This is a genomic window from Fictibacillus sp. FJAT-27399 (assembly GCF_001510655.1).
GTDB lineage: Bacteria > Bacillota > Bacilli > Bacillales > Fictibacillaceae > Fictibacillus_C > Fictibacillus_C marinisediminis.
In genome coordinates this window covers 56,100-81,263 of record NZ_LMVC01000002.1, presented here as the reverse complement: position 1 = coordinate 81,263, position 25,164 = coordinate 56,100, and the positions used below count along the sequence as shown (strand labels likewise).

Below are 25,164 nucleotides of genomic sequence, written 5' to 3'. Positions count from 1 at the left end.
CTATTCATTAGTTAATAATGCCATGCTGAGTGATCATAACTTTTACATTTGGTTCAATAGTGATCTTTGAATAATCTTTATCCCAGTTCATCCTCTTCCAATCGGAATTGTGAAACGCTCGAATCTTCTTGCCGATCTCAAGCTCATCACAGTTGGCTTTTTGCATTTTTTTAATCGTTTTTTTAGCAAGATTATTCATTTCTCGTGATAATAAACGATCCAGCTTTATTGCTTTTTTGGGATTGTCCAGATGATCCATCGGAAGTTCATTTACATTTACATCCATTTCCAAATTTAGTTTAACATGTACTTTTTGATTGTGGGAAATGTTAATTTTCATTTTCCGTTCAATATCATTAACAAGAATGGTCATGTAATTCTTTTCATTGATTTCTTGCCTTTTGCTGATTTTAAATGTAAATCGAGGGTAAGGATTTTTAACATTTTTCAAGAGCAGCAGCAGAGTGGACTCTCTACCGTTCAATGATCCTGTCATTTTGTTCCTATGAAACATCGCTGTTCCGATCACTGATGCTCTTTGCTGCTTCTCGCTGATCTTCAAGTAAGGCAGCAGATAATCATTCCCTTCATCAAACATGAGCGTACAGATCGATTGGACGGTTTCTATATCATAGAGGCCGATATTACTGGCACTTCTTATCAGTTCAGGATAATAGATATCCAATAGCGTTGAATCCTGAGGCTGAATTTCCAGCCCTTTTTTAGCCTGACCCTTCACAACGGCAACCATGGCGTTAACGGACCCTCTGGGATCCCTGTAAATGACATCGAGGCTGGAATACATATCTTTTCGGGCCAGCTTTTCACCAAATAAGAAGATGCGGTTTCTTGAAGCGTCGAACATCTGTGAAACTTTTTTATCGAGGTTAAACCGCGCATCACGTGGGGTGTCTCCGGTTGAAGTTACAACCACACTTTTTACCATAGCGACCGCTTGAGAAGGTTTGTTTACAACTGGATATACGACGGTGTCCCTTATTTTTCCGTTAGGAGCAAGATCTAGCCCTACTGCTAAAATAAGCCTGGATTCCTTGATGAGACGCTGATCCCAGCATCCTGTCATCAAGGGGATTATCGAAGCGATCAAGAACAGCACGCAGATTATTCTTGTCCATTTATTTTTCATAACGCCTTCTTCTCCTTTATATAGGTAAAAGCAGTTATGATAAAAAACAGGATTGGAATCCCGATTACGAATATATAGCTTAAATACGTAACGGAATTGGTAAACTTTCCAACCTCATACCCCCCCTCAGGTATGAGCGCAAGAATGACAGTGGGTATTGCAGCAAAAATAACGAAAGGAGTATGATCCTGATGTTTTTTTGAAAAGGACATCATTCCTCTTGAAGCGCCAAACAAGAAGGCCATATAAGATGTGGCAACCGAAACGATCCACATGGACAAAAACAGCAAATCAATTCGTTCAAGAACTTTAAATGAAAAGGATTTTATCATATACAGCAGCGGCTGGGGAACCAGTTTAAATTCATTAATACCAAAGAAGAGAATACAGATCAGTGTTAAGAAAGCATAAAACAATGTAACGATTAGATTGGCGATGGAAATGGACTTTAATTTCTTAATCGGCTTTGTATCTACATAAGGGGCAATGACCAGAAAAAGTTCAAATCCCAGCATGGAGAAAAAAGCTTTCTCCGTCCCTTTTAAAATTGGAAAAAAGCCACTCTCACCTACAGGGAAAATATTCAAGTAATTCACTTCAAAAAAAGCGTAAATGACAAGTAATACAAAAATGATCAGCATGATTGAGACAAATACAAAAAACCTCGCAAGAAATTTAACCGGCCCCCTTATTGCATAGATTCCGATAACCGCCATTAGAATAATAAGCAGCCACCTGGGGGTCAAAGGAAGAATCCATAAGTTGATCATCTCTGCAAATAGAGAAAGAATGCTCGCGCCGATCAAAATAAAAAAAATGATATATAGAAATTTAATCACTCCGCCAATCCAGGGGCCCGCACTATGATCAAAAATTTCAAAAATGGTCATGGCTGGATATCTTTTCATGGTGTACCAGAATAAAACTAATAGAACTTGTACAATACAGCCTCCGATTAATACAGAGATCCAGCTGTCATGTCCAGCTTGTGTGTAAATATTGTATGGCATAGATAAGATTCCTACTCCGACCTGAGCCTGGACGATAAAGAAGATTAACTGAAAGGATGTAATATTGTCCTCATTTCTTAGTTTCATTTTTACTCCATCCTCTGGTTTTGTTTTGCTTCTTTATTTTTTGCGGCAAAGTGTCCATCGGCCGATCATTCAGTTTCCATATCGGAAAGCGAACGATTGCATCTTTTAAGCCGCTGAGATTAAGCGGCCCAAAAGGTGAGAAATAAGGAGTGCCAATTGATTCCAATTTACAAAGATGCAGCAGGATGACCATCAGCCCCATAACAATGCCCAGGAAGCCAAGTAGAGAGGCGGCAATCATCAGAGGAAACGTCAAGATACGAATCGAAGCACCCATTTCATAGGTTGGAACTGTAAACGATGCGACCGCCGTAACCGCAATGACAATGACCATCACGTTGGAGATAAAGCCGGCGTTTACTACGGCATCACCGATGACCAAACCGCCAACGATACCGATTGTTTGACCGATCGGAGTGGGGAGCCTCACCCCCGCCTCGCGGATCAGCTCAATTGTAAACACCATGAGGAAGGCCTCAACAATAGGCGGGAAAGGAATACCTTCCAATGATGACTTAATAGGAAGAACGAGCTCATTCGGTAATATCTCAAAATGAAATCCAATAATGGCTATGTATATCGCGGGCAGTGTCATGGCCACCAGAAAACTTACCATCCTCAGCAAGCGAAAAAAAGAACCAGAGAGGAGCCGGCTGTTAAAATCATCAGGCGATTGAAAAAAGGAAAGGAACGTAACCGGTAAAATTAATGCGGTTGCGCTCCCTTCTGCCAAGAGCGCAATCCTACCATCCATTAAGTGTGCCATCGTCCGGTCCGGACGTTCTGTAGGAAGCATTTGCGGAAAAGGCGAGAATGATTTATTTTCCAGAAACTCTTCCATATACCCCGGACTAAAAATCATGTCTGTTGAAATAGAACAGATTCTCCGGTCCACTTCCGCCAATATTTCTTTATTCACCAAATCATCCATATAAACGATGACCACTTTTGATTTTGTTTTTTTACCCAAAATATACTGCTTAAAGACTAGACTCTCATTTTCGATGCGCCTGCGGATCAATCCGAGGTTTTGGTTTATGTTCTCGACAAAGCCTTCATGTGAACCTCGGACGACTTTTTCATTGTAGGGCTCTTCAGGAGGCCGGGTGATTTCTAACTGGACATTGATGGCGTAAACACTGTCCATCCCGTCCAAAAGCAGAAGGCAGTTTCCCGTCAGCAATTTTTTTATCGCTTCATTCAAATCGTTAAGCTGTATCATTTCTGCATTCGTAATGCCTGCCATGATGTTTATTTTCGGCTGTCTGTTTAACGGTTCTAGTATGCTGTTTTGAATTTTTTCTGTATCAGCGATAGATTCCAGGTAGATGACAATCCCTGCTGATCCATTATGATTGATGTCTCTTGTTTTCAAATCACTGCTTTGATGAAGGACCTGATTTACAAACTCCAGGTTTTTTGCAGCCGCAGAGTCAACTGGTTTGATTTCCACTGATTCTTGCATGATTTTTTCATCTCCCGGCATCTCCTTCACCTTCCCTTTAAAGCTATTCTCCTATCATTAAAGTGAGCAAATAAAGCAAGGTTTATTCTATTTCTTCTATTGCTGAATATATGATTTGCCGTATGATAAGAAAAGTGTAAAATAGTAAAGTCAGAAAGTTAATATTATGAAATTTTAAATCTGTTTTTTAAAATGAATTGGCTTTTATATTGGAAAGGCGGATCTCTTCATTGAATAAAAAAATCATACTTTATTGTGTAGCCTTTGCTGCTTTCTTCGGTCCCTTCACACAAACGATCTATACACCGATCCTCCCTGAAATCCAGCATGAATTTCAGACCTCGGGATTCATTGTGAATTTAACGATTTCCATCTTTACTTTCATACTTGCTATGATGCAGATGGTTTATGGCCCGTTGACAGATAAGATCGGCCGGAGAAAAGTGCTGCTTCCTGCAATACTTCTTTATGTTGCCGCTTCAGCCGGTGCGGCATTATCCCCTAATATATGGACACTCCTCGTATTCCGGGCTGTTCAGGCAGCAGGAATCGCAGCAGGATCTGTCGTCGCAACCACTGTCATCGGAGATTTATTTGAAGGAAAGGCCCTTGGACGTTCTATGGGAACCTTTCAAATGCTTGTAGCGCTCGGCCCGGTAGCTGGGCCTGTTGTTGGAGGCTTTGTTGGAGGGTATACTGGTTATCAAGGTGTATTTTGGGTACTCACAGGAACTGGCCTGCTGATGTTTTTTGCTAATTTGAAGCTGCTTCCTGAAACAAAGCCTGCAGGGGAATCAAGAAAAGGATTCAGCTTTTCGGATTTCACCATTGTACTTAAGAAAAGAACCGGACTTGCTATCGTTCTTCTTGGATTTATTCAATATTATACGTTTTATAATTTTCTCGTTTTCCTGCCTCATCTGCTCGCAGCCTTCTATGGTTTATCGGCTAGCGAAAAAGGCTTGGTTTTCCTTCCTATGTCCTTGTTCTTAGTGGCAGGAAGCTATGTTGGCGGACGGCTCCAGGAAAGGGGCAATCCGAAAAATTTCCTGATTGTAACATCAAGCTTAAATGTTCTTGCCACCGTTTTATTTGTTTTTTTATCTTCAGTATCACTGCCCGTTTTAATCACGAGCATCTCACTTTTCGGTCTTTGTCTTGGGCTGTCACTCCCTGTCCAAACCACCCTGCTGGCACGGGCTTTTCAGCATAATCGTGCAACAGCCATAGGCGTTTATAACTTTTTCCGGTACTTAGGTATGGCGGCCGGACCGATGATCGGCTCGATGTTTTACAAGGTTGGAAATCGTGCCGAATTTTTATTTGCCTCTTTTCTATTTGCAGCCGCTGTATTTTTTGCAGGCAGGCAATTTCTAAAGTCAGCAGAGAAATCTATGAACTAATCTCCTGAAAGGGGGCCTACTATGCCTAAGAATAAAATTGAAGATGTAATGGAAGTATGCCTTTTGGCAGGCAGGCTCATGCTTCAAAATGGTGCAGAAACCTACCGGGTTGAAGATACGATCACCCGACTTGCGCAAAACTATAACATGGAAGCCGCCCAGGTTTTCGTTACACCGACCGCCATTATTCTATCGTTGCTTGAAAAGGGAAAAACAAAGGATTATACGAAGATTGTCAGGATCCTCGACCGGTCGACAGATCTGCATGTCGTCGTTCTCGTCAATGATCTGTCACGGAAAGTGGCCAATGAATCCCTTTCACTGGAGACGGCAAAAAAGGAATTAAAAAAGATTGAAGTCACACCTGAAGCGTATCCAACATGGATTCAGGTTGTGGCTGCCATTCTCGTGAGCGGCTGCTTCGCCCTCATGTTCAAAGGAAACTGGAACGACTTTTTGCCTGCCATGATCGCCGGAGGTGTTGGTTATGCCATTTTCTTATTTTCAAAACGCTACATTTCGGTCCGCTTTTTCTCTGAGCTTCTTGCTGCTTTTTTTATCGGCCTGATCGCCAAGCTTGCCATCACGGCTGGCATTGGAGACCAGCTCGATAAGATTATTATCGGAGCCGTGATGCCGCTTGTGCCGGGTGTGCTGATCACAAATGCGGTACGAGATCTGATGGCCGGTCACCTTGTTTCCGGCATCTCATTAGGAGCTGAAGCGATGCTGACGGCCTTTGCCATCGGAACTGGCATTGCCTTTGTTATCGTTACGCTGTGAGGAGGAAATACGATGCACATGATTGAGGCTATTTGGACGAGCTTTATTGCTTCGGCCGGGTTTGGTATTCTATTTAACGTTCCAAAAAAGGCTGTCATCCCCGGCGGCATCTGCGGGATGATCGGCTGGCTCATCTTTGAAGGGATGTCAGGAAACAGCCAGTTCGATCTGGTTCTGGCCACCGCGATGGCCTCATTTGTGGTAGCGGCCATCAGCCACCTGTATGCCCGGATCCACCGTATGCCTGTCATCATCTTCAGTGTCTCCGGCATCATCCCGCTCGTACCAGGCGGCGGTGCCTATGACACGATGAGGCAGCTGGTCGAGAATGATTACAACGCCGCGATCCAGCTCGGCTCACAAACCTTTCTGATTTCAGGGGCAATCGCATTCGGGCTTGTCCTTGCAGGAACGATTATCCCGATCATTTTGCGCAGCCAAAGAAAGGTGACATAAGAAAAGAACTGACAATGTCAGTTCTTTTCTTATGCCATGAAAACTGCCCCGTAGCCAATGGCCGCCACGATTACAATGACTGGAGATACTTTGAATTTTTGCATTAATAGAAAACTGATAGCGGCTATGGCTGCAGTCTGTATCCAGCCGGAAGAGCTGACAGATTCCGCAAAAAAGTCATAAGCCATCACTCCGAGAAGAACGGCAATCGTTGGTTTTACGTATAACGTCATTTTTTTCACTCTTGGTGAATCCTTGAACTTATAGATGACACTCAGGAAGACGATCATCAAAACCAGGGAAGGCGCTACCGTTGCAAAAACAGCCACAAAAGAGCCGAGAGCTCCTCCTTGCGTGTAACCGATATAGCCGGACATCTTTGTGGCAATCGGACCCGGGAGTGCATTGCCAAGCGCGAGCACTTCAGTAAACTGATTGACGGTCAGCCAATGATAACGGCCCACAACTTCATTTTCAATCAGAGGAATCGAAGCCGGGCCTCCCCCATACCCCAGCATGCCGGGGATAAAAAAAGCAAGGAAAATATGCCAATAAATCATCCCATACCTTCCCCTCTCTCAGAAGATTTCTCTTTATCTTTCCTTGTGGGCTTAAGAAGCGCATAAGCCAGAAGTACGCCGATCAAAATGGCGGGATGTATCCTCAGCAGCTGCAATAATAAGATGCCTGCCGCTACATGAATCAGGCTGAGCTTAACTCCCAGACCTTTCTTTGCGCTGGTGAAAAACTGCCACGTCAGCACCGCAAGCATAACGGCAACAACAGGAAGCACGCCTTTTGTCATTCCTTGAACCCATGGCTGGTCTTTATATTGTGCGAGAGAGGTAAGAAGGACGATCATCAGAATAATAGTAGGAAGAATAGAAGAGAGCAAAGCAACAAGCATACCGGATAAACCGGCCACCCGGTATCCGATATATCCTGCCATTTTTGTGTTAATGGGGCCGGGCAAGGCATTTCCAAGGGCAAGCACATCTCCAAATTCTTCATCGTTCATCCATTTAAACTTTCCGACCACTTCCTTATGTACGAGCGGTATGGAGGACGGACCGCCTCCATATCCAAGAATGCCTGATCGAAAAAAAGCGATAAATAATTGCAAATAGGTCATGAATGCATCAAATCCTTATGAAGGTTATTTCTACCACGCTGCCACGGCCCCGTCAGTCCGGCCTTCTGTTCCGCCGGCCAGTACACCGGTTTCAGGATTGCGCCATATGATCTGGCCTCTCCCAAAGTTTCCGGCATAAAGTGCAACTTTTACGTCATGGCCTTTGCGCGCCAATTCCTCGGCAACATGCTGCGGCAGTGAACGTTCTACCAGTACCTTTTTCCCTTCGATCCATTGCCATCTTGGCGCATCAAGCGCGGATTGTGGATTCAGCAGGAAATCGACCGTGTTCATGATGACCTGGACATGCCCCTGGGGCTGCATGTATCCTCCCATAACGCCGAAAGGACCGACAGGCTGGCCGTCTTTCGTTAAAAATCCCGGGATAATGGTATGATAGGTTCTCTTGCCGGGACGAAGGCAGTTGTGGTGAGAATGATCCAATGAAAAATCATGTCCCCGGTTCTGAAGGCTGATGCCGGTGCCAGGCACCACAATTCCAGAACCAAAGCCCATATAGTTGCTTTGAATAAACGATACCATGTTCCCATCTTCATCAGCTGCTGCAAGATAGACTGTTCCGCCTTTTGGAGGTGTCCCTGGCTTCGGCAGCATCGCTTCCGGGCCAATGAGCTCCCTTCGCTCTTCTGCGTATTTTTCTGATAAAAGAGATTCAGCTGTTACCTTCATATGTGTAGTATCTGTCACATATTTTTTGGCATCCATAAAAGCGAGCTTGATCGCTTCAATCTGCTTATGGTACCTGTCCGCTGAGTCCGCTTGAGGAAAATCATATCCTTTTAAAATATTAAGTGCCATTAAAGCAACAATTCCCTGGCCATTCGGGGGGATCTCCCATACTTCATATCCTTTATACTCCGCCTTAATCGGTTCCACCCATTCTGGATAATAGGCCGCAAGATCCTCCTTTCGCAGGAAACCCCCTTCATTTTCAGAGGCTGTGCTGATCTTGTCGGCCAATTTCCCTCTGTAAAAAGATTCTCCGTTCGTTTCAGCAATCTCTTTTAAAGTAACCGCATGATCAGGTGAGCGCCATACTTCACCGATTTCCGGCGCTCTTCCATCAGGCGCAAAAGTCTCAAACCAGCTTTTAAACTCATCGGATTTCTGTTCTTTTTTGTAAGCTTCAAAAGCTTGTTTCCAATACTTTCCGAGTACTGGAGAAACTGGATAGCCTTCCTCTGCATATGTAATGGCAGGCTGCAGCACCTCAGTCAGCGGCAGCTTTCCAAAACGGCGCGATAATTCTGCCCATGCCGCAGGAGCTCCGGGGACAGTAACCGGATACCAGCCATATTTCGGGATCTTGTCGTACCCTTCATGTTTGAGCGCTTCAACGGTAATATTTCGGGGTGCGGGACCACTTGAATTCAACCCGTGCAGCTTTCCTTTTGTCCAAACAAGCGCAAAAGCATCTCCTCCGATCCCGTTTGACGTCGGCTCGACCACGGTAAGGCAGGCAGCCGTCGCAATTGCCGCATCAATGGCATTTCCGCCTTTTTTTAAGATATCCAGGCCTGCCTGTGCCGCAAGCGGCTGTGATGTTGCGACCATTCCTTTTTTTCCGTACGTTACTGAACGCCGGGAAGCAAAAGGATATCGTTCATGATCATAAAATGTTTGTTCTGTTGTTTGTTCAATGGTTTGCTGTTTCATATTTTCACCTCTCATGGCATGCATAACTTGCACATATATTCAGAATATTTTTATAAATAGTTTAAATGTTGTTAGGAACAAATACAAATGTTTTACAAATAGCACTTTCATAAACATAAAAAAATCCCGTCCTTCTTCGGACGGGATTACTTTACCTCGTCTATCGGTTTCATATCCATGGTTACCATGTAATCCTTCCCCCACTGGTACATGGCATCAAGAATCGGCATCAGGCTCTCACCTTGCTTCGTCAATGAATACTCAACTTTTGGCGGAACAACAGGATAAACTTCGCGATGGACAATCATATCCTCTTCCAGTTCACGAAGCTGGTTAACGAGCATGCGCTGAGTGATGCCGGGTATAAGAGCCTTCAGCTCACCGAAGCGTTTCGTTCCTTCTTTCCCAAGGTGCCATAAAATAATCATTTTCCACTTGCCGCCGATGACAGATAACGTTAATTCTTTCTCACAGTTAAACATTTTATCGTCCATTCGTGACATAGAACATCACCTCCACCCTTATTATACCTTATAGTATACTTTTTAACACTATGTAATATTAAAGTCAGTACTTCACAATAGGTAATCATGAAGAGTATACTTACAACTAATCCTTGACGGACTTTATAAAGTCAGCCGCCAAAGGAAATAATATGAAGTGCAACATAGATAAAACACCACAGGAGGAGAATGTAAAAATGGAATTACAACTTGCGATAGATCTTGTAAATACAGAAGAAGCCATCAAATTGGTGAAAGAAGTTGAAGAACATATCGATATCGTTGAGATCGGTACCCCGGTTGTTATCAACGAAGGCCTTAGAGCAGTTAAAGAAATGAAAGAAGCATTTCCAAATTTGAAAGTCCTTGCCGACTTAAAGATTATGGATGCTGCAGGATACGAAGTCATGAAGGCTTCTGAAGCCGGTGCAGACATCATTACCATCCTTGGGGCAGCTGAAGATGCATCCATTCAAGGTGCGGTTGATGAAGCAAAAAAACAAAACAAAAAAATCCTTGTGGACATGATTGCTGTTAAAGATATCGAAACAAGAGCAAAAGAGCTTGATGAGCTTGGTGTTGATTATATTTGTGTCCATACAGGTTATGACTTACAGGCTGTCGGGAAAAACTCTTTTGAAGACTTAAAAGCGATCAAACGCGTCGTTAAAAACGCAAAAACGGCTGTCGCAGGCGGAATCAAATTAGAAACATTGCCTGAAGTTGTTGCAGCTCAGCCTGACCTGGTTATTGTCGGCGGCGGTATTACTGGACAAGATGATAAAAAAGCAACCGCAGCTGAAATCCAAAAATTAGTAAAACAAAGCTAAGGATTTTCCACATGAATACTTCACATTATTATACGGAAATTGTGAAGGAATTAAGCCGGGCAGCGGACTTAATTTCAGATCAAGAGGCTGAAAAGCTCGTAGATGAAATTTTGAAAGCCAAGAAGATATTTGTTGCAGGAGCCGGCCGAAGCGGACTGATGGGAAAATCCTTTGCCATGCGAATGATGCACATGGGATTGGATTCCTATGTCATCGGTGAAACCGTGACCCCTAACCTGACTGAAGACGATCTCATCATTTTCGGTTCAGGTTCCGGAGAAACAAAAAGCCTTATTTCAATGGCCGAAAAAGCGAAAAGCATTGGTGGTAAAGTCATTGCAGTGACCATCTTTCCCGACTCGACTCTTGGTAAATTGGCCGATGTCTGCGTAAAATTACCAGGCTCTCCAAAGGATCAATCGGAAAATGACTATAAGACCATTCAGCCTATGGGATCTCTATTCGAACAAACTCTTCTGCTGTTTTTCGATGCTGTTATTTTACGTTTCATGGAAAGAAAAGGGCTTGATACGGATACCATGTTCGGGCGCCATGCAAATTTGGAATAGGATGCCATTGCATCCAAATAAAAAAACAGGATAGGACTGCCTTTGGCGTCCTTCCAGTTGTTTTTACATAAAGGAGGAAAGCGCAGATGCAAACATTAAAGGGAAAAACAGCGCTCATCACCGGAGCTGGAAGAGGAATCGGCCGTGCAACAGCGATTGCTTTTGCAAATGAAGGCATTCATGTTGGCCTTATCGGTAAAACCCGTTCAAATCTCGAAAAAACAGCAGCAGAACTGATGGAATATGGCGTGAAGGTGGCGATTGCAGAAGCTGACGTTACGAATAGCAATGCTGTTGTTCAAGCTGTAAAAAGCATTGAAGATGAACTGAGCTCCATCGATATTTTAATAAATAATGCCGGGATCGCAAAGTTTGGCGGATTCCTTGAACTTTCGCCTGAAGAGTGGAAAAATATCGTAGACGTCAATTTAATGGGTGTTTACAACGTTACAAGAGCAGTCTTGCCGGGAATGATTGAAAGAAAAGCAGGCGATATCATTAACATTTCGTCATCAGCAGGGCAAAAAGGTGCACCAATAACAAGTGCGTACAGTGCTTCTAAATTTGCAGTATTAGGTCTAACCGAATCTCTTATGCTTGAAGTAAGGAAACATAATATTCGTGTCAGTGCCCTGACACCAAGCACAGTGGCGACAGATTTGGCCATTGATACAAATCTGACGGACGGCAATCCAGAAAAAGTGATGCAGCCTGAGGATATGGCCGAGTTCATGGTTTCCCAGTTAAAATTAAATCCGCGTATTTTTATTAAAAACGCAGGCATGTGGTCAACAAATCCATAAAAAACAGGTAAAGGGCAGTTCCTCCTTGAGGAACATAGGGGGGCTGTCCAAGAAGTCTGTAAGCTGTTGATTTCCGTTCCAGGGTGCTCGCTTTCCGCGGGGCGTGCGGTGAGCCTTACCGGCGTGAACGCCTACTTTTTGGCGCTAGCGCCTACGGGAGTCTCACCTGTCACGCTAGTCCCGCAGGAGTCTCGCACCTTCCACTTCAATCAACTTTTCATTGAAGATTTTCAAGCCAAAAAGGAGCTGCTGAAGGTCAATTTTCGACTTTCTGGACAGCCCCTCTTTTGTGTTTATGTAAATGAAGGGTAAAAAACCTCTCAAAGGGTATAGTATTTTATACCAATTTTAGGAGGTTGATTATGAAGGCTGTTACTTTTCAGGGAGCAAAAGAAATCGAAGTGAAAAATGTTGAAGATCCCAAACTACAGGAAAAGGAAGACATCCTTGTCCGCATTACTTCAACCGCTATCTGCGGATCAGATCTCCACATTTATCAGGGAGCTCTTCCAGCACATAAGGATTATGTCATTGGACATGAACCCATGGGTATTGTAGAAGAAGTTGGTCCTGATGTCACCAAAGTAAAAAAAGGAGACAGGGTCGTCCTTCCTTTCAATATTTCTTGTGGCCACTGCTATTATTGCCAGCATGAAATGGAAAGCCAATGTGATAATTCCAACCGAAATCCTGAATTTGATACAGGCGGATATTTCGGCTTTACGGACCGTTACGGCGACTATAGCGGTGGACAAGCCGAATATTTGCGTGTGCCTTATGGAAATTTTATGCCGTTTGTCATTCCTGAATCAGCGGAACTTGAGGATGAAGCTGTGCTTTTCATGTCTGATGTTCTTCCTACAGCCTACTGGAGCGTCGAAAATTCCGGGGTAAAAGAAGGTGACACGGTCGTTGTTCTGGGCTGTGGTCCAATTGGCTTAATGACACAGAAATTTGCATGGATGAAAAGCGCCAAGCGTGTCATTGCCGTAGATAACTTAAGATATCGTCTTAATCATGCAGTAAAAATGAACAATGTTGAAGCTTTTAACTTTGATCAATTCGATAACATGGGTGCCCACATTCATGAAGTCACCAACGGCGGCGCAGATGTTGTTATCGATTGTGTAGGAATGGACGGCAAAAAGTCGCCTGTTGAAGCGATTGAACAAAAACTGAAGCTGCAGGGCGGTACGCTGAGTGCCATACAGATCGCCCTCAAGGCCGTTAAAAAGTTTGGAACCATCCAACTCACTGGTGTATATGGATCCATGTACAACATGTTCCCGCTTGGAAACATTTTTGAGCGTAATATCACAATGAAAATGGGCCAGGCCCCTGTTATCCACTATATGCCGATGCTATTTGATAAAATTGCCAATAAGGAATTTGATCCGACTGAGATCATTACACACCGAGTACCTCTTGATCAGGCGAGCGAAGCGTACAAAACATTCAACGATCATGCGGATGAGTGCATTAAAGTCGTCTTAAAACCTTAAAGCGAAATCCCCTTTGGACCATCCAAAGGGGATTTTTATTAGGCTTTGTTAAAGCATTTTGTTGATTTCCAATCATAATGGACATCGCATACTGATGCTTAAAAGAGGCTCTCAAGTCTTTTTCTTAGAGAAAAAGGGGTGATATCTGGCGATGATAAGAGCCGGCTGATTTGTGAAACAAATGAAGCGCTCGAAAAGCATGGGAAAAAGCTTGCTTATACCCTTCTGCTTTTCGAGCGCTTCAATCACCCCTACCAAAAATCAACAACATTTCTAACAGAGCTTTTTATTATATAAAGTTCCTTACATTATTGCCGCGGCTGAACTTATAGATCGCAATCATGAAGAAGGCTAATGCGAAAGCGAAAAGAATGGCGATGTTCAGTGAAAGACTGCTTAGCGAATGGCCTTTTTGCAGCTGGGTAAATGTGTCCAGCAGCCATCGCTGAGGAAGAAAATCTGCTATTTTTTGCAGCGTCTTCGGCATGATCTCTACTGGCCAGAAGCAGCCAGCCAACAGACACGATGGTGTCATGATCAAATTTTGCAGTGCTCCAGCTGAAGTCGTGGTCGATGCAAATGCAGTGATGACAAGCGATAATCCAACACCTGCAAGAGCGAAAATCATTAATATTTCTACCATCGTCAAGAACGGGATCCCCGTAGAAATATGGAACACTTGAGTCATAAACGTTAGTGTAATTAAGATCTGTACCGTCATGATGATCATGTTAACAACCACATTTGAGAAAACGTATTTTCGGCTGTTAATCGGTGTTGACATTAACCGCAGATAGGTTCTGTTTTCTTTTTCCTGAAGGATAATTTCAGATAATCCGCCCGCACATGAAAGCATGATCATGATAAGAAAACCGACCGTCTGATTCGTTATATCATTATTTTTTGAAGTATCTTTGAGTGAATGAGCTGAAACTTGAAAGTCTGATGCACGGTACTGGTCATACATTTTTTGAAACGCAGCTTGATCTCCGCCAGCTGCCTTGCTTAAGGAAGCGATGTTAGACAAATAGTTATTCACATAGGTTTTCACAAAACCAGTGATGGTTGCCCCTTTGATGGATACGATTTCAATGTGATCAGGGTTGCCGTTCAGCACACTGTTTGAGAAGCCCGAATTCAGGACAATAACACAATCAAGCTTTCCTGAAGCAATTTGATCTTTCACTTCTGAAGAGCTAATGTTTTTCACTTTTACATTTGTTAATCCGTCGACAAATTTAACCGTGTCATTGGCAATTTCCCCTTTATCTTGGTTAACGACGCCAGCATGCATGGTAGCGGGACCTGTGTTGCCATACGCCGCAATTCCAATGAGAATACCGATCAGCGGTACAAATAGGTAGGTGAACAGCTTTCTTTTATTTTTAATGATGGAGCGCAGAGAATTTGTTATGAGCCAAAGAATCTCTTTCACTTAAAAACCCTCCCGTCGTTTGAAAGCAACAATGGCAATGGTTAAAAAGATGATAGCTACCCCGAGATTTAATCCAATAACCTGCAGTGAAGCAGCAAGATCATTATTATAGATAATTTTATTGATGGCTGAATTTGCCCAAGTCAGCGGTGAAAGGTTCGTGACCAGCTTCATGAAGCCATCGGGATTATCGATTTTAAAATAAGCCCCGCCGAAGAAGGAAGCGAGCTGAACAACAATGAGGATGATCGTCCTGGAAGCCTCACCGGTTTTTGCCATGTAACTGACCCCAAGGCCGAAACTTACGGCAAGGAAAACTTCAGATAGTAATATGACAATGACCAGGCCGAGATGCTCCCCCCAGTTTGCGTTAAACAGCAAGGAACTCACAGCGACAATGAGAAGAAGAGATAGTAGGTTTAGTACAATGCTTCCGATAATTTTCCCGAGAAAAATTTCAGCCTTGGTGATCGGTGCGGTTGCCAAACGTACCGCTGTATTTCGTGTTCTCTCTCCCCTGAGCAAAAAGGATGCCCCCATCGCCCCGTACAAAGCGATCATCGTTGTTACAGCCACCGCATAATAATCCATTGATCCCGGTGCTTTATTGGCGTTCAATGACTTCTCTTTTACGTAATCGCCCGGTGTACCGCTGGCGAGCACCGTCTGTGTCTGATCCGGCTTCACTTTAGCCACTTGGCTGACGAGATTGTATTTATCTGCAAAAGCTGTCAGCATTCCTTGAACAATGCTGCTCTCAATGCTGTTTCGTTCACTTCCGTAAAAGGTTAAGCCATTATTGGAAACTTCCACATAAGCATCATAGCGGTTTTGTTTTACTTCTTTTTTTCCATCCATTTTGTCAGGAGCTTTATAAAAATAAATATCTTCTTTTTTGGCAGCCTTCGTAAATTCTTTAAAATACGGGGAGAAGCTGGTGTCCCCAGTTTCTTTATAAAGGACTTGCATTTTATCAATCTTGATATTGTTATCAAACGCATTGGATAAAGCAGAGCCAAGAACCAGCATCATCACGATTGGAAATGCCAGCATGAAAATCAACGTTCTGGTATCCCTGATGCTGATTTTTAAATGATGAAGTGCAATGTTGAATATGTTCAAGGGAGAAGTCCTCCTTAGTTATTTTTGTAAAGAAGTTTATAGCTTCTTAGAGTTAATTAAAGGTAGGAATAATTGGCTAACGCCAATTTTCCTTAATGAAACAGAGCAAAAAGAATATGAATGTGGGAACAAATCGTCTAAGCCGATTTTTCCTATTTGCTCTTTCGCCGTAGTAGATTAATTGGCTTCTTCGTGAGCCCCATAAGGTAGGAACAATTGGCTAACACCAATTTTCCTTAATGAAGCAGAGAAAAAAGAATTGCGCTTTTTGCTCCCTCGTTGATGCCGGGAACAAATCGGCTTCTTCGTGAGCCGATTTTTCCTTAATCTCTTAAATTCCTTCCGGTTAGGGTGAGGAAGACGGTTTCCAGGTTAGGTGCCTGTTCTTGCAGTGAGCGGATTTCGATTTCCCGGTTGATAAAATATTGAATGATTTTATTTAAGTTGCTGACTTCGGCTTGAGAATTGATTTTAACGATGTTCTCTTCAACCTGCACCGTGTTTACCCCGTTGATGTCTTTTAATATGTTTCCTTCAATATTTTCATTTGATTTTACATCGACCCAGATGTCTTTCGTGTCTGTAATGATGGCTTTCAGCTGTTCTTTTGTGCCTTCCGCTATCACTTTACCATGGTCGACGATGGCGATTCGCGTACAGATTTCCTCGACTTCCTCCATATAGTGACTCGTGTAGATAACGGTGCATCCCATCTCGTTCAGTTTTCTGACAGAGTTCAAAATATAGTTCCTGGATTGTGGATCAATCCCGACCGTCGGTTCATCCATGATGATCAGTTTCGGACGGTGCGCGATGGCACAGGCGATGTTCAGCCTTCGTTTCATCCCGCCGGAAAAGTTCTTTGGAAAGTTTTTTTGTTTATCAAGCAAGCCGACAAACTCGAGTGCTTCCTCTACCCGGTCTTTGAGTTCTGCACCGCGGAGTCCGTAAAGTCCTGCGAAGAAACGTATATTTTCATAGGCTGTCATATCTTCATAGATGGCCAGATCCTGTGGTACGATGCCGATGTTCATCTTTGCGAACTTGCTGTTGTTTGCAATGTTCTTGCCAAGGATTTTGATTTCTCCTTCATTGCTTCTTAACAAACCTGCAATCATGTTGATCGTTGTACTTTTTCCGGCTCCGTTCGAACCGAGGAACCCGAAAATTTCACCTTCTTTAATGGTTAAGGACATATTGTCTACCGCGATGAAGTCACCGAATTTTTTTGTCAGGTTATTGATTTCTAAAACGTTCATCATCTCACCTCATGTATTCTTTATATTGTCATTATACGGAAAAAGAGTGAACCAACGTCAGTGCATTAGTTCACTCTTTTCACATGAGAATCTTCACTATTTAGGAAAAATGGGCTTACGAAGAATCCGATTTGTTCCCATGTATATGAGACTTAGCCTATAGGAAGCAGCGTGGTAACAGAGAAACCGTTCGTTCCGTCCACAATAATCGTTCCGTTGACAGAGGCTGTTCTCTCTTCCATCCCCATGATTCCAAGCCCTTTTACCACTTTAACAGCTCCTCTTCCATTGTCCCTGACCTCCGCTTTGATCATGCGGTTCAGTACATGAATCTCGATCGATATTTCCGTCGGTTTGCCATATTTCATGGAATTCGTAAGCGCCTCGGTCACGTTCTCCGCGATAATCTTCCACTGGATAGGAGTAATCATGTCCATATTTCCTTTGTATACGAAAGGAGCCTTGATCCGGTGCTTTACCGAAAACTCTTCAATCATCAGTTTCATTCGCTGAACCCCCATCTGTTCAGTGGGGGGCTTCATATTTTTCAAGGTAATTCGTATATCTTCAATTCCCTTTTTCGAGATGACGATGGCATTCTGCAAGAGTTCTTTCGCTTTCCCCGTATCCATCCCCATCAAGCTCTTTGCTGCTTCCATCTGTATCAATGTTCCAGTCATGGAGTGGCCGATACTGTCATGGATCTGCTGTGAGATGCGGTTCCGCTCCTCAAGCCGATGCGTATATTCAGATTGCTTGATATACTCCTGATTTTCATTGAGGCTTGACGTCAGACGCTGCATATCATGCCTCACCTTGTCCAGCTTGCTCTCATACTGAATCAGTTTTTCTGTATAGCGGGTGGTCATCGTATGTACAACAAAGGTGAAGGCAGAAACCAACCCAAATAAGTATTTATTTTGAGGCAGATACAAAACCGGGATTAGACCCAGAGCCAGCAGCAGCCATTTCGTTTTGAAATATGGTGAGGCCAGCTCATATAGATTTAATGGCAAAAGCAAAATAAACAGCGGATCCACATAATAAAAGGCCAGGCAGGTCATCAGAATTGAAACAAGCAGAACCGTTTGCTGGAACTTCTCGCGGCTGAAGATATACATGATGATATTTAAGCTCACGTATAAGAGGAGACAAAATATGATCCACGGCAGATTTTCCACATTCATGCGGGCATAGCTGGCCGCAAGAAAAAGCACGACGATCAGCTTGGTGTAAATGATCCATAGCTCCATTGTTTCTACCCCTTACTCCACAGATCCTGTTAAATAGTAAATAGCAATCTGAGTTCGATGCTCCAGACCTGTTTTTCCTAATATAGAGGTAATATAGTTGGCGACGGTTCCTTCTGAGATAAAAAGCTGCTTTGCGATGGATTTATTGGAGAACCCCTTGGCGATGAGCGCCATGATTCCCATCTCGCGTTTGGTAAAAAGACTAGCATCAATTTTTGTCTCTGCCTTTTTGCTTCCATCGATATTCGATTTCAATTTTTCCAGAACGACATCCTGCATTACCGTGTTGCCGTGATAGACACTCTTAATGGCATCGCGAATCCGTTCAGGCTCTGTGTTTTTTAACAAATAGCCTTTTGCACCGTTTTTTATAGCGTCAAATATATATTCGTCATCATCAAAGGTGGTCAGGATCATGGGTTTGCACGACGTATGTTCTGCGATGAATTTTGTCGCCTCCACACCGTTCATGTTCGGCATCCGCACATCAAGAAGGGCAACATCCACTTCATTATTTTTGCAAAAATCAACGGCTTCCTTACCGTCATTAACGGTAGCAAGCACTTCAAAATCTCCATACGTGCTTAATATGATTTTCATTCCTTCTCGAATAAAGGAATTGTCATCCGCAATAATAATTTTAATTTTCATTTTTATTCAGCAGAATACGTTCCGCTGCTCACATCCTTCTTTTTAACTTTCTTCCTTCTTCTAATTGGCTTTATTTTACCAAAAACCTCTTCACGAATAAAAAAAGAGCCCATCCGAATGGACAAGCCCTTTCTACTCTATTTAAAACAAACTCTGAAATTCTGAAATGCCCAGAACAATAAACATGATTACACAGCCGATCAGTACAGATCGCCACCCATTTAATAGGTTTGAAGGTTTAAGGATCAGGTTGCCGCTTGGGAATATCTCATTTTCTCTAAATACCGTTTATGGGCGGCTTTGACTGCCATGATGACGGAAGGTGTGGAAGGGGTATAATAATAGTCTTCGATTCTCTGGATCAATCCGTCGATCCCCTGTGCTAAATTATAATTGACGATGACCCTTCTCAGAAAATCGCGTGCCAGCTCCGTGGCAAACGTAAACTCAGCATTGACGATCATATTGGTCTCTGTATCAATTTCCATGACGATGCCCGATGTCTTGCAGACTTCAAACATATAATTTCCATGCGGCGCTTTCGCATACCCCGTTACGAGCACAGTCTTCATCCTCGTTAATTCAGTCATTTCGCCAGACCCCTCTTTTATCTGTGATTTGTTTTTACTGCTGCAACAAACCTTATGTGCTATCTTACGGGGTAAACCTGAAAAATATATATGTACCCAAAATAAAAATTTCGGGAGACACTGATTTGGCTAATCAAAGCAATTTACCACAAATTCGCAACCCCAAAACCATTGCCTATTTTTATTTTTTTCCAAATATCCAATTGACTTAGAGCAAGCTCTAAGTTGTAAGCTTTAAGAAAGTGAAAGAAAGGGATGATTGGTTATGTACACGATCAGTGAAGCAGCCCGGGATACCGGCATCAGTGCCTATACACTGCGTTACTATGAAAAGCTGGGCTTGCTGCCGGCACCTGGAAGGAAGAATGGCCATAAGCGTCTGTATTCAGCAAAAGATATTGCGTTCATCAAGTTTTTAAAAAGCCTGAAGGATACTGGCATGCCATTGGAAGAGGTAAAAGAGTTTGTACAGGATGGCTGCATTTGGGACAGTTTGGAAGAAGATCCCAATTACAAGCCCGCTCCTACACTGACGAAAAGAGTGGACATCCTAGAAAAACATCTAAAAAACATGGAGAACAAAAAACGGGAATTGGAAGCCATTATGGAAGTCACCAGGGAGAAGCTTCAAACGTATCACACGTTATTGGAAGAGGAAGCGAAGAAATGAAAAATCTCTCAGTCTATCTCATGCTGCTTGGTTTTGCGGTGTTTACCGGAGCTACGTTTAATCTCGGCAAGTATGCAGTAGGGTATTTTTCACCGGCCTCGGCAGCCGCCTGGCGCTTTGGTATCGCTGCAATCGTGCTTTTTCTGATTTTAATCGTTAGTGAAGGTGTGAAGAAAACAACGCTATCCCGGAATTTAGCGGCTTATGCTGCTCTCGGCATCATCGGAGTGTTCGGCTTTAACACTTTGTTTTTCACGGGATTGAAATATACGTCACCGATTAATGGAGCGCTTATAATGGGCACCAACCCTATTTTGACGTCGGTTTTAGCACTGTTCCTGCTAAAAGAAAAACTGACAAAACAGCGTATGGCCGGAACTGGGTTTGCCTTTATTGGCGTCGTTTTAGTCATCACGCAAGGCTCCTTGGAAACGTTAATGAGCCTATCCTTTTCTAAAGGAGATCTTATCATCCTGGGAGGAAACCTCTGCTGGGCAAACTATGGAGTGCTGGGACGGAAATGGGTGAAAGACAGCTCTTCTCTTGAAACAACGGCATATCCGATGCTGATCGGTGCTGCCGCATTAATTGCTGTCTCTTTGTTTTCAAGACCACCGGCCGAAACACCTCACATTCCGCTTGGAGGCTGGGGAGCTATTCTTTTTATGGCCATATGTACGACCGTACTTGGCTATTTATGGTGGAACCTTGGTATCAGAAAAATTGGAGCCGGCAAGACCTCCCTATTTTTCAACCTTGTTCCTGTGGTTACGATGATCATATCCGCCATGACTGGGACATCTATCACCTACCCTCAGCTGCTTGGAGTCGGATGTGTAATTTTAGGCGTACTTACCGCGTCTGGAGTTCTTTCGCTGTTCAATCCAAAAACAGAGTCCCACGTCTATCCCGAAGCAGCAAAGATAAAATAAACAAGCTGTCCGCTCAAATGGCGGACAGCTTTATTGCTTTCTTCTTTTTTTCATAAATAAAAGGACGAACACCAACAGCCCAGCAGCCAGCAGAGCGTACATGATGTTGGAATAGATGTCCATGAACTGAACGACCTGTTCCCAATTCCGCCCGAACGCTGCTCCGACATAAACGAGAATCGTGTTCCACACGAGTGTGCCGATCGTCGTAAACAGCAGGAAAAGACTGAACCTCATGCCCGACATCCCCGCCGGAATCGAAATAAGGCTTCGGATAAGGGGAACGAGCCGGCACAGAAGAACGGCCCAATACCCATATTTATCAAACCAGGAATCTGCTTTATAAATGTCTTCTCTTTTTAACCGCAGGACTTTTCCCCAGCGGTCTACAATTTTTTCAAGACGTGGAACATCGAGATACGTACCTACTTTAAAAAGAACAGCAGCTCCAAAAACCGAGCCTGCCGTCGCTGCCAGAATGACTCCCCACACCGAGAGTTTAGAGAAAGACGTCATCATACCGCTGAACGTCAGAATGACTTCAGAGGGAATGGGCGGGAAAATATTTTCAAGGGCGATCATCAAAAAAACGCCGAAATAGCCAAATTGTTCAATAATGTCTGTAATCCAATTCTGCATGTAAACCTCCTGAAACAAGCATTCCACTAACTACTACGAAACAAAACCTCTTTGGTTTCATCCAAAGAGGTTTTTGTTAATCGATCAGACGGACAATCTGCTTGTTACTCCATGAAAGCCGGTAGTACGCATATTGCAATGCAAGACCTGCGATAAAGGCAGCAGGATATCCAATCCAAATTCCTCTGATCTGAAGGCTTGTATATTGAGAAAGATAGAAGTCTGCCCGATGAGGATGGAGCTTCCTGAGCCGATTCCAATCACAAAAGAAATCAGCAAAAGAACAATGGAAAAAAAGCAGAGATGGCAGCCACGCTGTCCACTCCCATCCATCTACCGATAAATCATCATCCCGACCAGCTGCCCGATCGATTGCATAATATTGCTGAAAAGCAGCGGTACGAGAAACAGGAGCATCGGCTTCATTACCGTCATCTGTGAAGGATTCTCCTTTATCGCTTCATTCGCATTCATCGCGGTTTCTCCTTATTGTATCCCCGGCCTCCAAACGGCTTAAGCTCCTGCAGCCATTTATCTTCCAGTTTTTCAAGTGCTTTTTTCTCATTAAAATATCCATCGTCCTTCTTCTCTAGAACCTCAAGCACTTTAAATTCAAAGACGTCTTTACCAAACTCATTCCATTCTTCTTGGAGTGTCTTGTTCATGCTGCTGCCTTGCTCCAGCTCAAATCTTTTCCCATTGATCGATTTTAAGTTTCTCGTGCTTCCTACAAAAATTTTTGGGATTGGCGGTGTTCCTGATCAGGTAAACACCCGCTTCAATCTTTGTTTCCATGTATTGCTGCTTTAATTCTTTTTTCCTGTCCAAAACATATTACTTCTTTCGTTTTATTTTTTCAGCCAATATGAGCTTCCGTCAGCTTTCCTGTCCAGAAATCCATAGGCAATCATGTATCTTCTCAACGTCACGTAGTCATGATAAACCGTCTTCAAGATTTCATTGACGTCTTTTTCGGTGTACGTTGTATCTGAAGAAAATAATGAAGTGATTTCCCGCAGAACAACAAGCTTTTGCTTTTCTTTTGACGGAAATGTTTTTAATGACATCGATCCTTCAATAAAGTATTTTTTCACCATCTTCTCCTTCTCTTCTTTTGTCACGTTATACCGATCATCAATCATGGTCGCTGTCTGATGGGGTGCGATCATGGGGGGCGCGTGCTGATCCTTTTCCTTCAGCAGCTCCATAATCGTCAGCAGCATTTTCGCCTGGCGCTCTTTTTCTTTCAGCACAAAACGGTGGTTCCTGATGGTTGACGTGCTGCCAACCTCCATTTCCTGCTTGATTTCCTCATCGCTTTTCCCTTCATAAAAAAGCCGGAGAAGCCGGTTCTGGTGATCGGTTAAGCCTGTCAGTTTTTTATTTAGTCCGATCAGGTACTCGAAAACGGAACCGTGCTCAGAGCCGATATGAAGAGTCATATATTTTTCCGCTTCGTAAAGTACATCATTTTCAGGATAGATGATGCCTTTTTCAATGGTGTTCCCGCATAAGAGGCAAACAAAATGATGATCTTCTTCTACATAACCCTTTTTCAAATCTTCCAATGACGCTTCCCAAAACAAATCCGATATCGACATATTACAAACAACCCCTATAAAAGTTTATTTATTTACAAACATAATATTATTTTGTTTGTTATATGTCAATAAATTTAATGTAAAAAAATTCAAAACAAAAAACCTTCCGGAAAACGCGTTTCCAGAAGGTTTTATAAATATTACCAAACAAACAATCCGACAAGCATCGCACTCAGCAGTGATACGGCCATTCCGCTCACGAGAAGCTTCCAGACGTTTTTGCCTATGATCGTTGATTTTTCTTCTCCTAAAATGGAGTTGTACGTTCCGTAGATCATACCAACTGTACTGAAGTTCGCAAACGATGTTAAGAACGTTGTCGCAACAGCAATCGTATGCGGAGGCAAGTTTTTAAGCTGATTTTTCAAGTCCATCATCGCCACAAACTCATTGGTCGCCAGCTTTATTCCCATCAATTTTGCGACATACATTGCATCATGAACCGGAAGCCCTAGTAAAAAGGCAAACGGGCTGAAGATGAGCGAGAAGATTTTTTGAATCGTAAGTCCATTGATAAAGAATCCAAGGATCCCGTTCAAAGCGGACGTCAGCGCCACGTAACCGATCACCATCGCAAGGATGACAATGACCATGCGAATCCCGACAAGCATACTGTTAGAGATCGTAGAGAAGAAATCCTTCTTCTCTTCTTTTGGCGGAACATAGACGATATCTTCCTCTTTTGCCACGTCTACCGGATGCAGAATGCTTGCTAGCAGCAAGGCATTCAAACAGTTGAGAGGAATAGCCGCAAACACATATGTTGCCGGCACCATCGTCAAATACGCTCCAATAATGGAACCGCTGATACTGCTCATGCTCATCAGTCCGAACGTCAGCAGCCTGTGTTGTTTGAGCACGACCAGCTGCTGGCGGATCACCGCAAGTGCTTCTGTATTTCCAAGGAACATCATCTGGATGGAGAAAAAGCTTTCAAGCTTCGGCAGCCCTGAAATTTTTGAGATGACCCAGCCAACCTTATCGATAATCCACGTTAAGATTCCAAAATAAGAAAGAATATCAAAGAACGTAACGACGAAAATAATAGGAAGAAGAGCACTAAAGAAGAAATCGATGTTCTTATTTGCCATAACGGAAGGAAATACAAAGGCCGTTCCGTCGTTTGCACAGGCAATGAGCCAAGTAAAAAATGACGCAAACTGATCAATCACTTTTGTTCCAATTTTTGTACCAAGCATGAACCACGTAATGAGCAATTCAACCGCAAAAAGAATCCCAATGGATTTCCATTTTACGTTCTTTCGATTCGGAGAACATAAATAAACGACTCCGAGCACTACCAGCACACCTAACAGATTCATCAAAAAATACAAGTCCAACCACTCCCGTTGTATGTTTTTCCGTATATAAAATGCCCTTATTTCCCTGCTTTCAGTCAAATTGGACAGAAAGCATGAAAATAAGAGCAATACACGTTGTCATACAGCAGAGTATAGTCCGGAAAAGTGATCGGTCTTGCTCCGTGTTGAGACTGAGACTCTTTTTAATTTCACGCTTCCCTGTAGTCCGGCATTTGACGGCTGCCAGGTAGAAACTATCAGACCGATTGATTGTACTGATATTATACAAGGATACTATTTTAATTTTTAGGAATAAAGGTCATTTTAATATATCAACATTCTTT

26 protein-coding genes, 2 pseudogenes and 1 riboswitch are annotated in these 25,164 nt (G+C 43.1%); of the genes and pseudogenes, 10 read left to right on the top strand and 18 right to left on the bottom strand.

Annotation, left to right across the window (positions count from 1 at the left end; translation table 11 throughout):
- Positions 1-7: 7 nt before the first annotated feature.
- The 3 genes from AR335_RS05460 to AR335_RS05450 are packed head-to-tail and all read right to left on the bottom strand — an operon-like array spanning position 8 to position 3,709.
- Positions 8-1,147: a Ger(x)C family spore germination protein gene (locus AR335_RS05460; protein ID WP_062232860.1), complete on the bottom strand. Its 1,140-nt coding sequence runs from the start codon at positions 1,145-1,147 to the stop codon at positions 8-10.
- A complete protein-coding gene (locus AR335_RS05455; protein WP_062232856.1) occupies positions 1,144-2,244 on the bottom strand; it encodes a GerAB/ArcD/ProY family transporter in 1,101 nt (366 codons plus the stop codon). The genes AR335_RS05460 and AR335_RS05455 overlap by 4 nt, the downstream gene beginning before the upstream one ends.
- Positions 2,228-3,709 (bottom strand): spore germination protein, encoded by a 1,482-nt coding sequence (locus AR335_RS05450; RefSeq protein ID WP_156418863.1) that lies wholly within the window; start codon positions 3,707-3,709, stop codon positions 2,228-2,230. Before AR335_RS05450 ends, AR335_RS05455 begins: the two co-directional genes overlap by 17 nt.
- 230 nt (positions 3,710-3,939) lie before the next feature.
- On the opposite strand from AR335_RS05450, the gene AR335_RS05445 reads away from it, so the two are divergent.
- From AR335_RS05445 to AR335_RS05435, 3 genes are read left to right on the top strand one after another with little or no spacing between them, the layout of a single operon-like run.
- A complete protein-coding gene (locus AR335_RS05445) occupies positions 3,940-5,112 on the top strand; it encodes an MFS transporter (protein ID WP_062232854.1) in 1,173 nt (390 codons plus the stop codon).
- Between the two features lie 21 nt (positions 5,113-5,133).
- Positions 5,134-5,895 carry a threonine/serine exporter family protein gene (locus AR335_RS05440; RefSeq protein WP_053357171.1) on the top strand — a complete coding sequence of 254 codons (762 nt, stop codon included), beginning with the start codon at positions 5,134-5,136 and terminating at the stop codon, positions 5,893-5,895.
- Between the two features lie 12 nt (positions 5,896-5,907).
- The gene (locus AR335_RS05435) at positions 5,908-6,351 is read left to right on the top strand and encodes a threonine/serine exporter family protein (protein ID WP_062232850.1); all 444 of its coding nucleotides are present in this window, start codon (positions 5,908-5,910) and stop codon (positions 6,349-6,351) included.
- 29 nt (positions 6,352-6,380) lie between these two features.
- Here AR335_RS05435 and AR335_RS05430 read toward each other — a convergent pair whose 3' ends face one another.
- The 4 genes from AR335_RS05430 to AR335_RS05415 all read right to left on the bottom strand — a co-directional run bounded on the left by AR335_RS05430 (position 6,381) and on the right by AR335_RS05415 (position 9,663).
- Entirely contained in the window at positions 6,381-6,911 is a 531-nt protein-coding gene (locus AR335_RS05430; RefSeq protein WP_062232847.1) for a chromate transporter, read from the bottom strand.
- On the bottom strand, positions 6,908-7,483 hold the full coding sequence (locus AR335_RS05425; RefSeq protein WP_053357168.1) for a chromate transporter: 576 nt from the start codon (positions 7,481-7,483) through the stop codon (positions 6,908-6,910). The genes AR335_RS05430 and AR335_RS05425 overlap by 4 nt, the downstream gene beginning before the upstream one ends.
- Positions 7,484-7,513: 30 nt before the next feature.
- Complete coding sequence (locus tag AR335_RS05420) at positions 7,514-9,160, bottom strand: gamma-glutamyltransferase family protein (RefSeq protein ID WP_062232842.1); 1,647 nt, start codon at positions 9,158-9,160, stop codon at positions 7,514-7,516.
- A gap of 146 nt (positions 9,161-9,306) precedes the next feature.
- Complete coding sequence (locus AR335_RS05415) at positions 9,307-9,663, bottom strand: winged helix-turn-helix transcriptional regulator (protein ID WP_062232840.1); 357 nt, start codon at positions 9,661-9,663, stop codon at positions 9,307-9,309.
- A 197-nt stretch (positions 9,664-9,860) separates the two neighbouring features.
- On the opposite strand from AR335_RS05415, the gene hxlA reads away from it, so the two are divergent.
- From hxlA to AR335_RS05390, 5 genes are all read left to right on the top strand, one after another.
- On the top strand, positions 9,861-10,493 hold the full coding sequence (gene hxlA / locus AR335_RS05410) for a 3-hexulose-6-phosphate synthase (RefSeq protein ID WP_053357166.1): 633 nt from the start codon (positions 9,861-9,863) through the stop codon (positions 10,491-10,493).
- A gap of 11 nt (positions 10,494-10,504) precedes the next feature.
- The gene (hxlB, locus tag AR335_RS05405; RefSeq protein ID WP_062232837.1) at positions 10,505-11,062 is read left to right on the top strand and encodes a 6-phospho-3-hexuloisomerase; all 558 of its coding nucleotides are present in this window, start codon (positions 10,505-10,507) and stop codon (positions 11,060-11,062) included.
- A gap of 86 nt (positions 11,063-11,148) precedes the next feature.
- On the top strand, positions 11,149-11,865 hold the full coding sequence (locus AR335_RS05400) for a 3-ketoacyl-ACP reductase (protein WP_053357164.1): 717 nt from the start codon (positions 11,149-11,151) through the stop codon (positions 11,863-11,865).
- 66 nt (positions 11,866-11,931) lie between these two features.
- On the top strand, positions 11,932-12,177 hold the full coding sequence (locus tag AR335_RS05395; RefSeq protein WP_062232836.1) for a hypothetical protein: 246 nt from the start codon (positions 11,932-11,934) through the stop codon (positions 12,175-12,177).
- A 50-nt stretch (positions 12,178-12,227) separates the two neighbouring features.
- Positions 12,228-13,367: a zinc-dependent alcohol dehydrogenase gene (locus tag AR335_RS05390; protein WP_062232833.1), complete on the top strand. Its 1,140-nt coding sequence runs from the start codon at positions 12,228-12,230 to the stop codon at positions 13,365-13,367.
- A 289-nt stretch (positions 13,368-13,656) separates the two neighbouring features.
- Here the strand turns inward: AR335_RS05390 and AR335_RS05385 are convergent, their stop codons facing one another.
- The 6 genes from AR335_RS05385 to AR335_RS05360 all read right to left on the bottom strand — a co-directional run bounded on the left by AR335_RS05385 (position 13,657) and on the right by AR335_RS05360 (position 19,677).
- Positions 13,657-14,802 carry an ABC transporter permease gene (locus AR335_RS05385; protein ID WP_062232829.1) on the bottom strand — a complete coding sequence of 382 codons (1,146 nt, stop codon included), beginning with the start codon at positions 14,800-14,802 and terminating at the stop codon, positions 13,657-13,659.
- Complete coding sequence (locus AR335_RS05380) at positions 14,803-15,924, bottom strand: ABC transporter permease (protein ID WP_062232825.1); 1,122 nt, start codon at positions 15,922-15,924, stop codon at positions 14,803-14,805.
- A gap of 323 nt (positions 15,925-16,247) precedes the next feature.
- Positions 16,248-17,183 carry an ABC transporter ATP-binding protein gene (locus AR335_RS05375; protein ID WP_062232822.1) on the bottom strand — a complete coding sequence of 312 codons (936 nt, stop codon included), beginning with the start codon at positions 17,181-17,183 and terminating at the stop codon, positions 16,248-16,250.
- A 152-nt stretch (positions 17,184-17,335) separates the two neighbouring features.
- The gene (locus AR335_RS05370) at positions 17,336-18,436 is read right to left on the bottom strand and encodes a sensor histidine kinase (RefSeq protein ID WP_062232819.1); all 1,101 of its coding nucleotides are present in this window, start codon (positions 18,434-18,436) and stop codon (positions 17,336-17,338) included.
- Between the two features lie 12 nt (positions 18,437-18,448).
- Positions 18,449-19,087 carry a response regulator transcription factor gene (locus AR335_RS05365; RefSeq protein WP_062232816.1) on the bottom strand — a complete coding sequence of 213 codons (639 nt, stop codon included), beginning with the start codon at positions 19,085-19,087 and terminating at the stop codon, positions 18,449-18,451.
- 245 nt (positions 19,088-19,332) lie between these two features.
- Positions 19,333-19,677, bottom strand: a complete 345-nt coding sequence (locus tag AR335_RS05360; protein WP_053357157.1) for a DUF3870 domain-containing protein — start codon at positions 19,675-19,677, stop codon at positions 19,333-19,335.
- 259 nt (positions 19,678-19,936) lie between these two features.
- Here AR335_RS05360 and AR335_RS05355 point away from each other — a divergent pair, with 259 nt between their 5' ends.
- On the top strand, positions 19,937-20,347 hold the full coding sequence (locus AR335_RS05355; RefSeq protein ID WP_082683368.1) for a MerR family transcriptional regulator: 411 nt from the start codon (positions 19,937-19,939) through the stop codon (positions 20,345-20,347).
- The gene (locus AR335_RS05350; RefSeq protein ID WP_062232810.1) at positions 20,344-21,279 is read left to right on the top strand and encodes a DMT family transporter; all 936 of its coding nucleotides are present in this window, start codon (positions 20,344-20,346) and stop codon (positions 21,277-21,279) included. Before AR335_RS05355 ends, AR335_RS05350 begins: the two co-directional genes overlap by 4 nt.
- A 30-nt stretch (positions 21,280-21,309) precedes the next feature.
- Here AR335_RS05350 and AR335_RS05345 read toward each other — a convergent pair whose 3' ends face one another.
- The 5 genes and pseudogenes from AR335_RS05345 to AR335_RS05325 all read right to left on the bottom strand — a co-directional run bounded on the left by AR335_RS05345 (position 21,310) and on the right by AR335_RS05325 (position 24,853).
- Positions 21,310-21,918 carry a DedA family protein gene (locus AR335_RS05345; RefSeq protein ID WP_062232808.1) on the bottom strand — a complete coding sequence of 203 codons (609 nt, stop codon included), beginning with the start codon at positions 21,916-21,918 and terminating at the stop codon, positions 21,310-21,312.
- Between the two features lie 222 nt (positions 21,919-22,140).
- Positions 22,141-22,392: pseudogene (locus AR335_RS22950) on the bottom strand (MATE family efflux transporter); the annotation flags it as partial.
- Positions 22,389-22,746 (bottom strand): annotated as a pseudogene (locus AR335_RS05335) (GIY-YIG nuclease family protein). The pseudogenes AR335_RS22950 and AR335_RS05335, both read right to left, overlap by 4 nt.
- A gap of 20 nt (positions 22,747-22,766) precedes the next feature.
- Positions 22,767-23,519, bottom strand: coding sequence for a DUF2087 domain-containing protein (locus AR335_RS05330; protein ID WP_062232804.1), 753 nt, complete (start codon positions 23,517-23,519; stop codon positions 22,767-22,769).
- A 140-nt stretch (positions 23,520-23,659) separates the two neighbouring features.
- Positions 23,660-24,853, bottom strand: coding sequence for a nucleoside transporter C-terminal domain-containing protein (locus AR335_RS05325; protein WP_062232802.1), 1,194 nt, complete (start codon positions 24,851-24,853; stop codon positions 23,660-23,662).
- A 169-nt stretch (positions 24,854-25,022) separates the two neighbouring features.
- A riboswitch (purine riboswitch) is annotated at positions 25,023-25,129 on the bottom strand.
- Between the last annotated feature and the right edge of the window lie 35 nt (positions 25,130-25,164).

What these genes read in the sequence shown, in the direction of transcription:
- AR335_RS05400 (WP_053357164.1), top strand. Translation starts at nt 11,149, where the DNA reads ATGCAAACATTAAAGGGAAAAACAGCGCTCATCACCGGAGCTGGAAGA.
- AR335_RS05345 (WP_062232808.1), bottom strand. Translation starts at nt 21,918, where the DNA reads ATGCAGAATTGGATTACAGACATTATTGAACAATTTGGCTATTTCGGC.
- AR335_RS05430 (WP_062232847.1), bottom strand. Translation starts at nt 6,911, where the DNA reads ATGATTTATTGGCATATTTTCCTTGCTTTTTTTATCCCCGGCATGCTG.
- AR335_RS05415 (WP_062232840.1), bottom strand. Translation starts at nt 9,663, where the DNA reads ATGTCACGAATGGACGATAAAATGTTTAACTGTGAGAAAGAATTAACG.
- AR335_RS05390 (WP_062232833.1), top strand. Translation starts at nt 12,228, where the DNA reads ATGAAGGCTGTTACTTTTCAGGGAGCAAAAGAAATCGAAGTGAAAAAT.
- AR335_RS05425 (WP_053357168.1), bottom strand. Translation starts at nt 7,483, where the DNA reads ATGACCTATTTGCAATTATTTATCGCTTTTTTTCGATCAGGCATTCTT.
- AR335_RS05360 (WP_053357157.1), bottom strand. Translation starts at nt 19,677, where the DNA reads ATGACTGAATTAACGAGGATGAAGACTGTGCTCGTAACGGGGTATGCG.
- AR335_RS05350 (WP_062232810.1), top strand. Translation starts at nt 20,344, where the DNA reads ATGAAAAATCTCTCAGTCTATCTCATGCTGCTTGGTTTTGCGGTGTTT.
- AR335_RS05440 (WP_053357171.1), top strand. Translation starts at nt 5,134, where the DNA reads ATGCCTAAGAATAAAATTGAAGATGTAATGGAAGTATGCCTTTTGGCA.
- AR335_RS05435 (WP_062232850.1), top strand. Translation starts at nt 5,908, where the DNA reads ATGCACATGATTGAGGCTATTTGGACGAGCTTTATTGCTTCGGCCGGG.
- hxlB (WP_062232837.1), top strand. Translation starts at nt 10,505, where the DNA reads ATGAATACTTCACATTATTATACGGAAATTGTGAAGGAATTAAGCCGG.
- AR335_RS05455 (WP_062232856.1), bottom strand. Translation starts at nt 2,244, where the DNA reads ATGAAACTAAGAAATGAGGACAATATTACATCCTTTCAGTTAATCTTC.
- AR335_RS05370 (WP_062232819.1), bottom strand. Translation starts at nt 18,436, where the DNA reads ATGGAGCTATGGATCATTTACACCAAGCTGATCGTCGTGCTTTTTCTT.
- AR335_RS05375 (WP_062232822.1), bottom strand. Translation starts at nt 17,183, where the DNA reads ATGAACGTTTTAGAAATCAATAACCTGACAAAAAAATTCGGTGACTTC.
- hxlA (WP_053357166.1), top strand. Translation starts at nt 9,861, where the DNA reads ATGGAATTACAACTTGCGATAGATCTTGTAAATACAGAAGAAGCCATC.
- AR335_RS05420 (WP_062232842.1), bottom strand. Translation starts at nt 9,160, where the DNA reads ATGAAACAGCAAACCATTGAACAAACAACAGAACAAACATTTTATGAT.
- AR335_RS05450 (WP_156418863.1), bottom strand. Translation starts at nt 3,709, where the DNA reads ATGCAAGAATCAGTGGAAATCAAACCAGTTGACTCTGCGGCTGCAAAA.
- AR335_RS05460 (WP_062232860.1), bottom strand. Translation starts at nt 1,147, where the DNA reads ATGAAAAATAAATGGACAAGAATAATCTGCGTGCTGTTCTTGATCGCT.
- AR335_RS05365 (WP_062232816.1), bottom strand. Translation starts at nt 19,087, where the DNA reads ATGAAAATTAAAATTATTATTGCGGATGACAATTCCTTTATTCGAGAA.
- AR335_RS05330 (WP_062232804.1), bottom strand. Translation starts at nt 23,519, where the DNA reads ATGTCGATATCGGATTTGTTTTGGGAAGCGTCATTGGAAGATTTGAAA.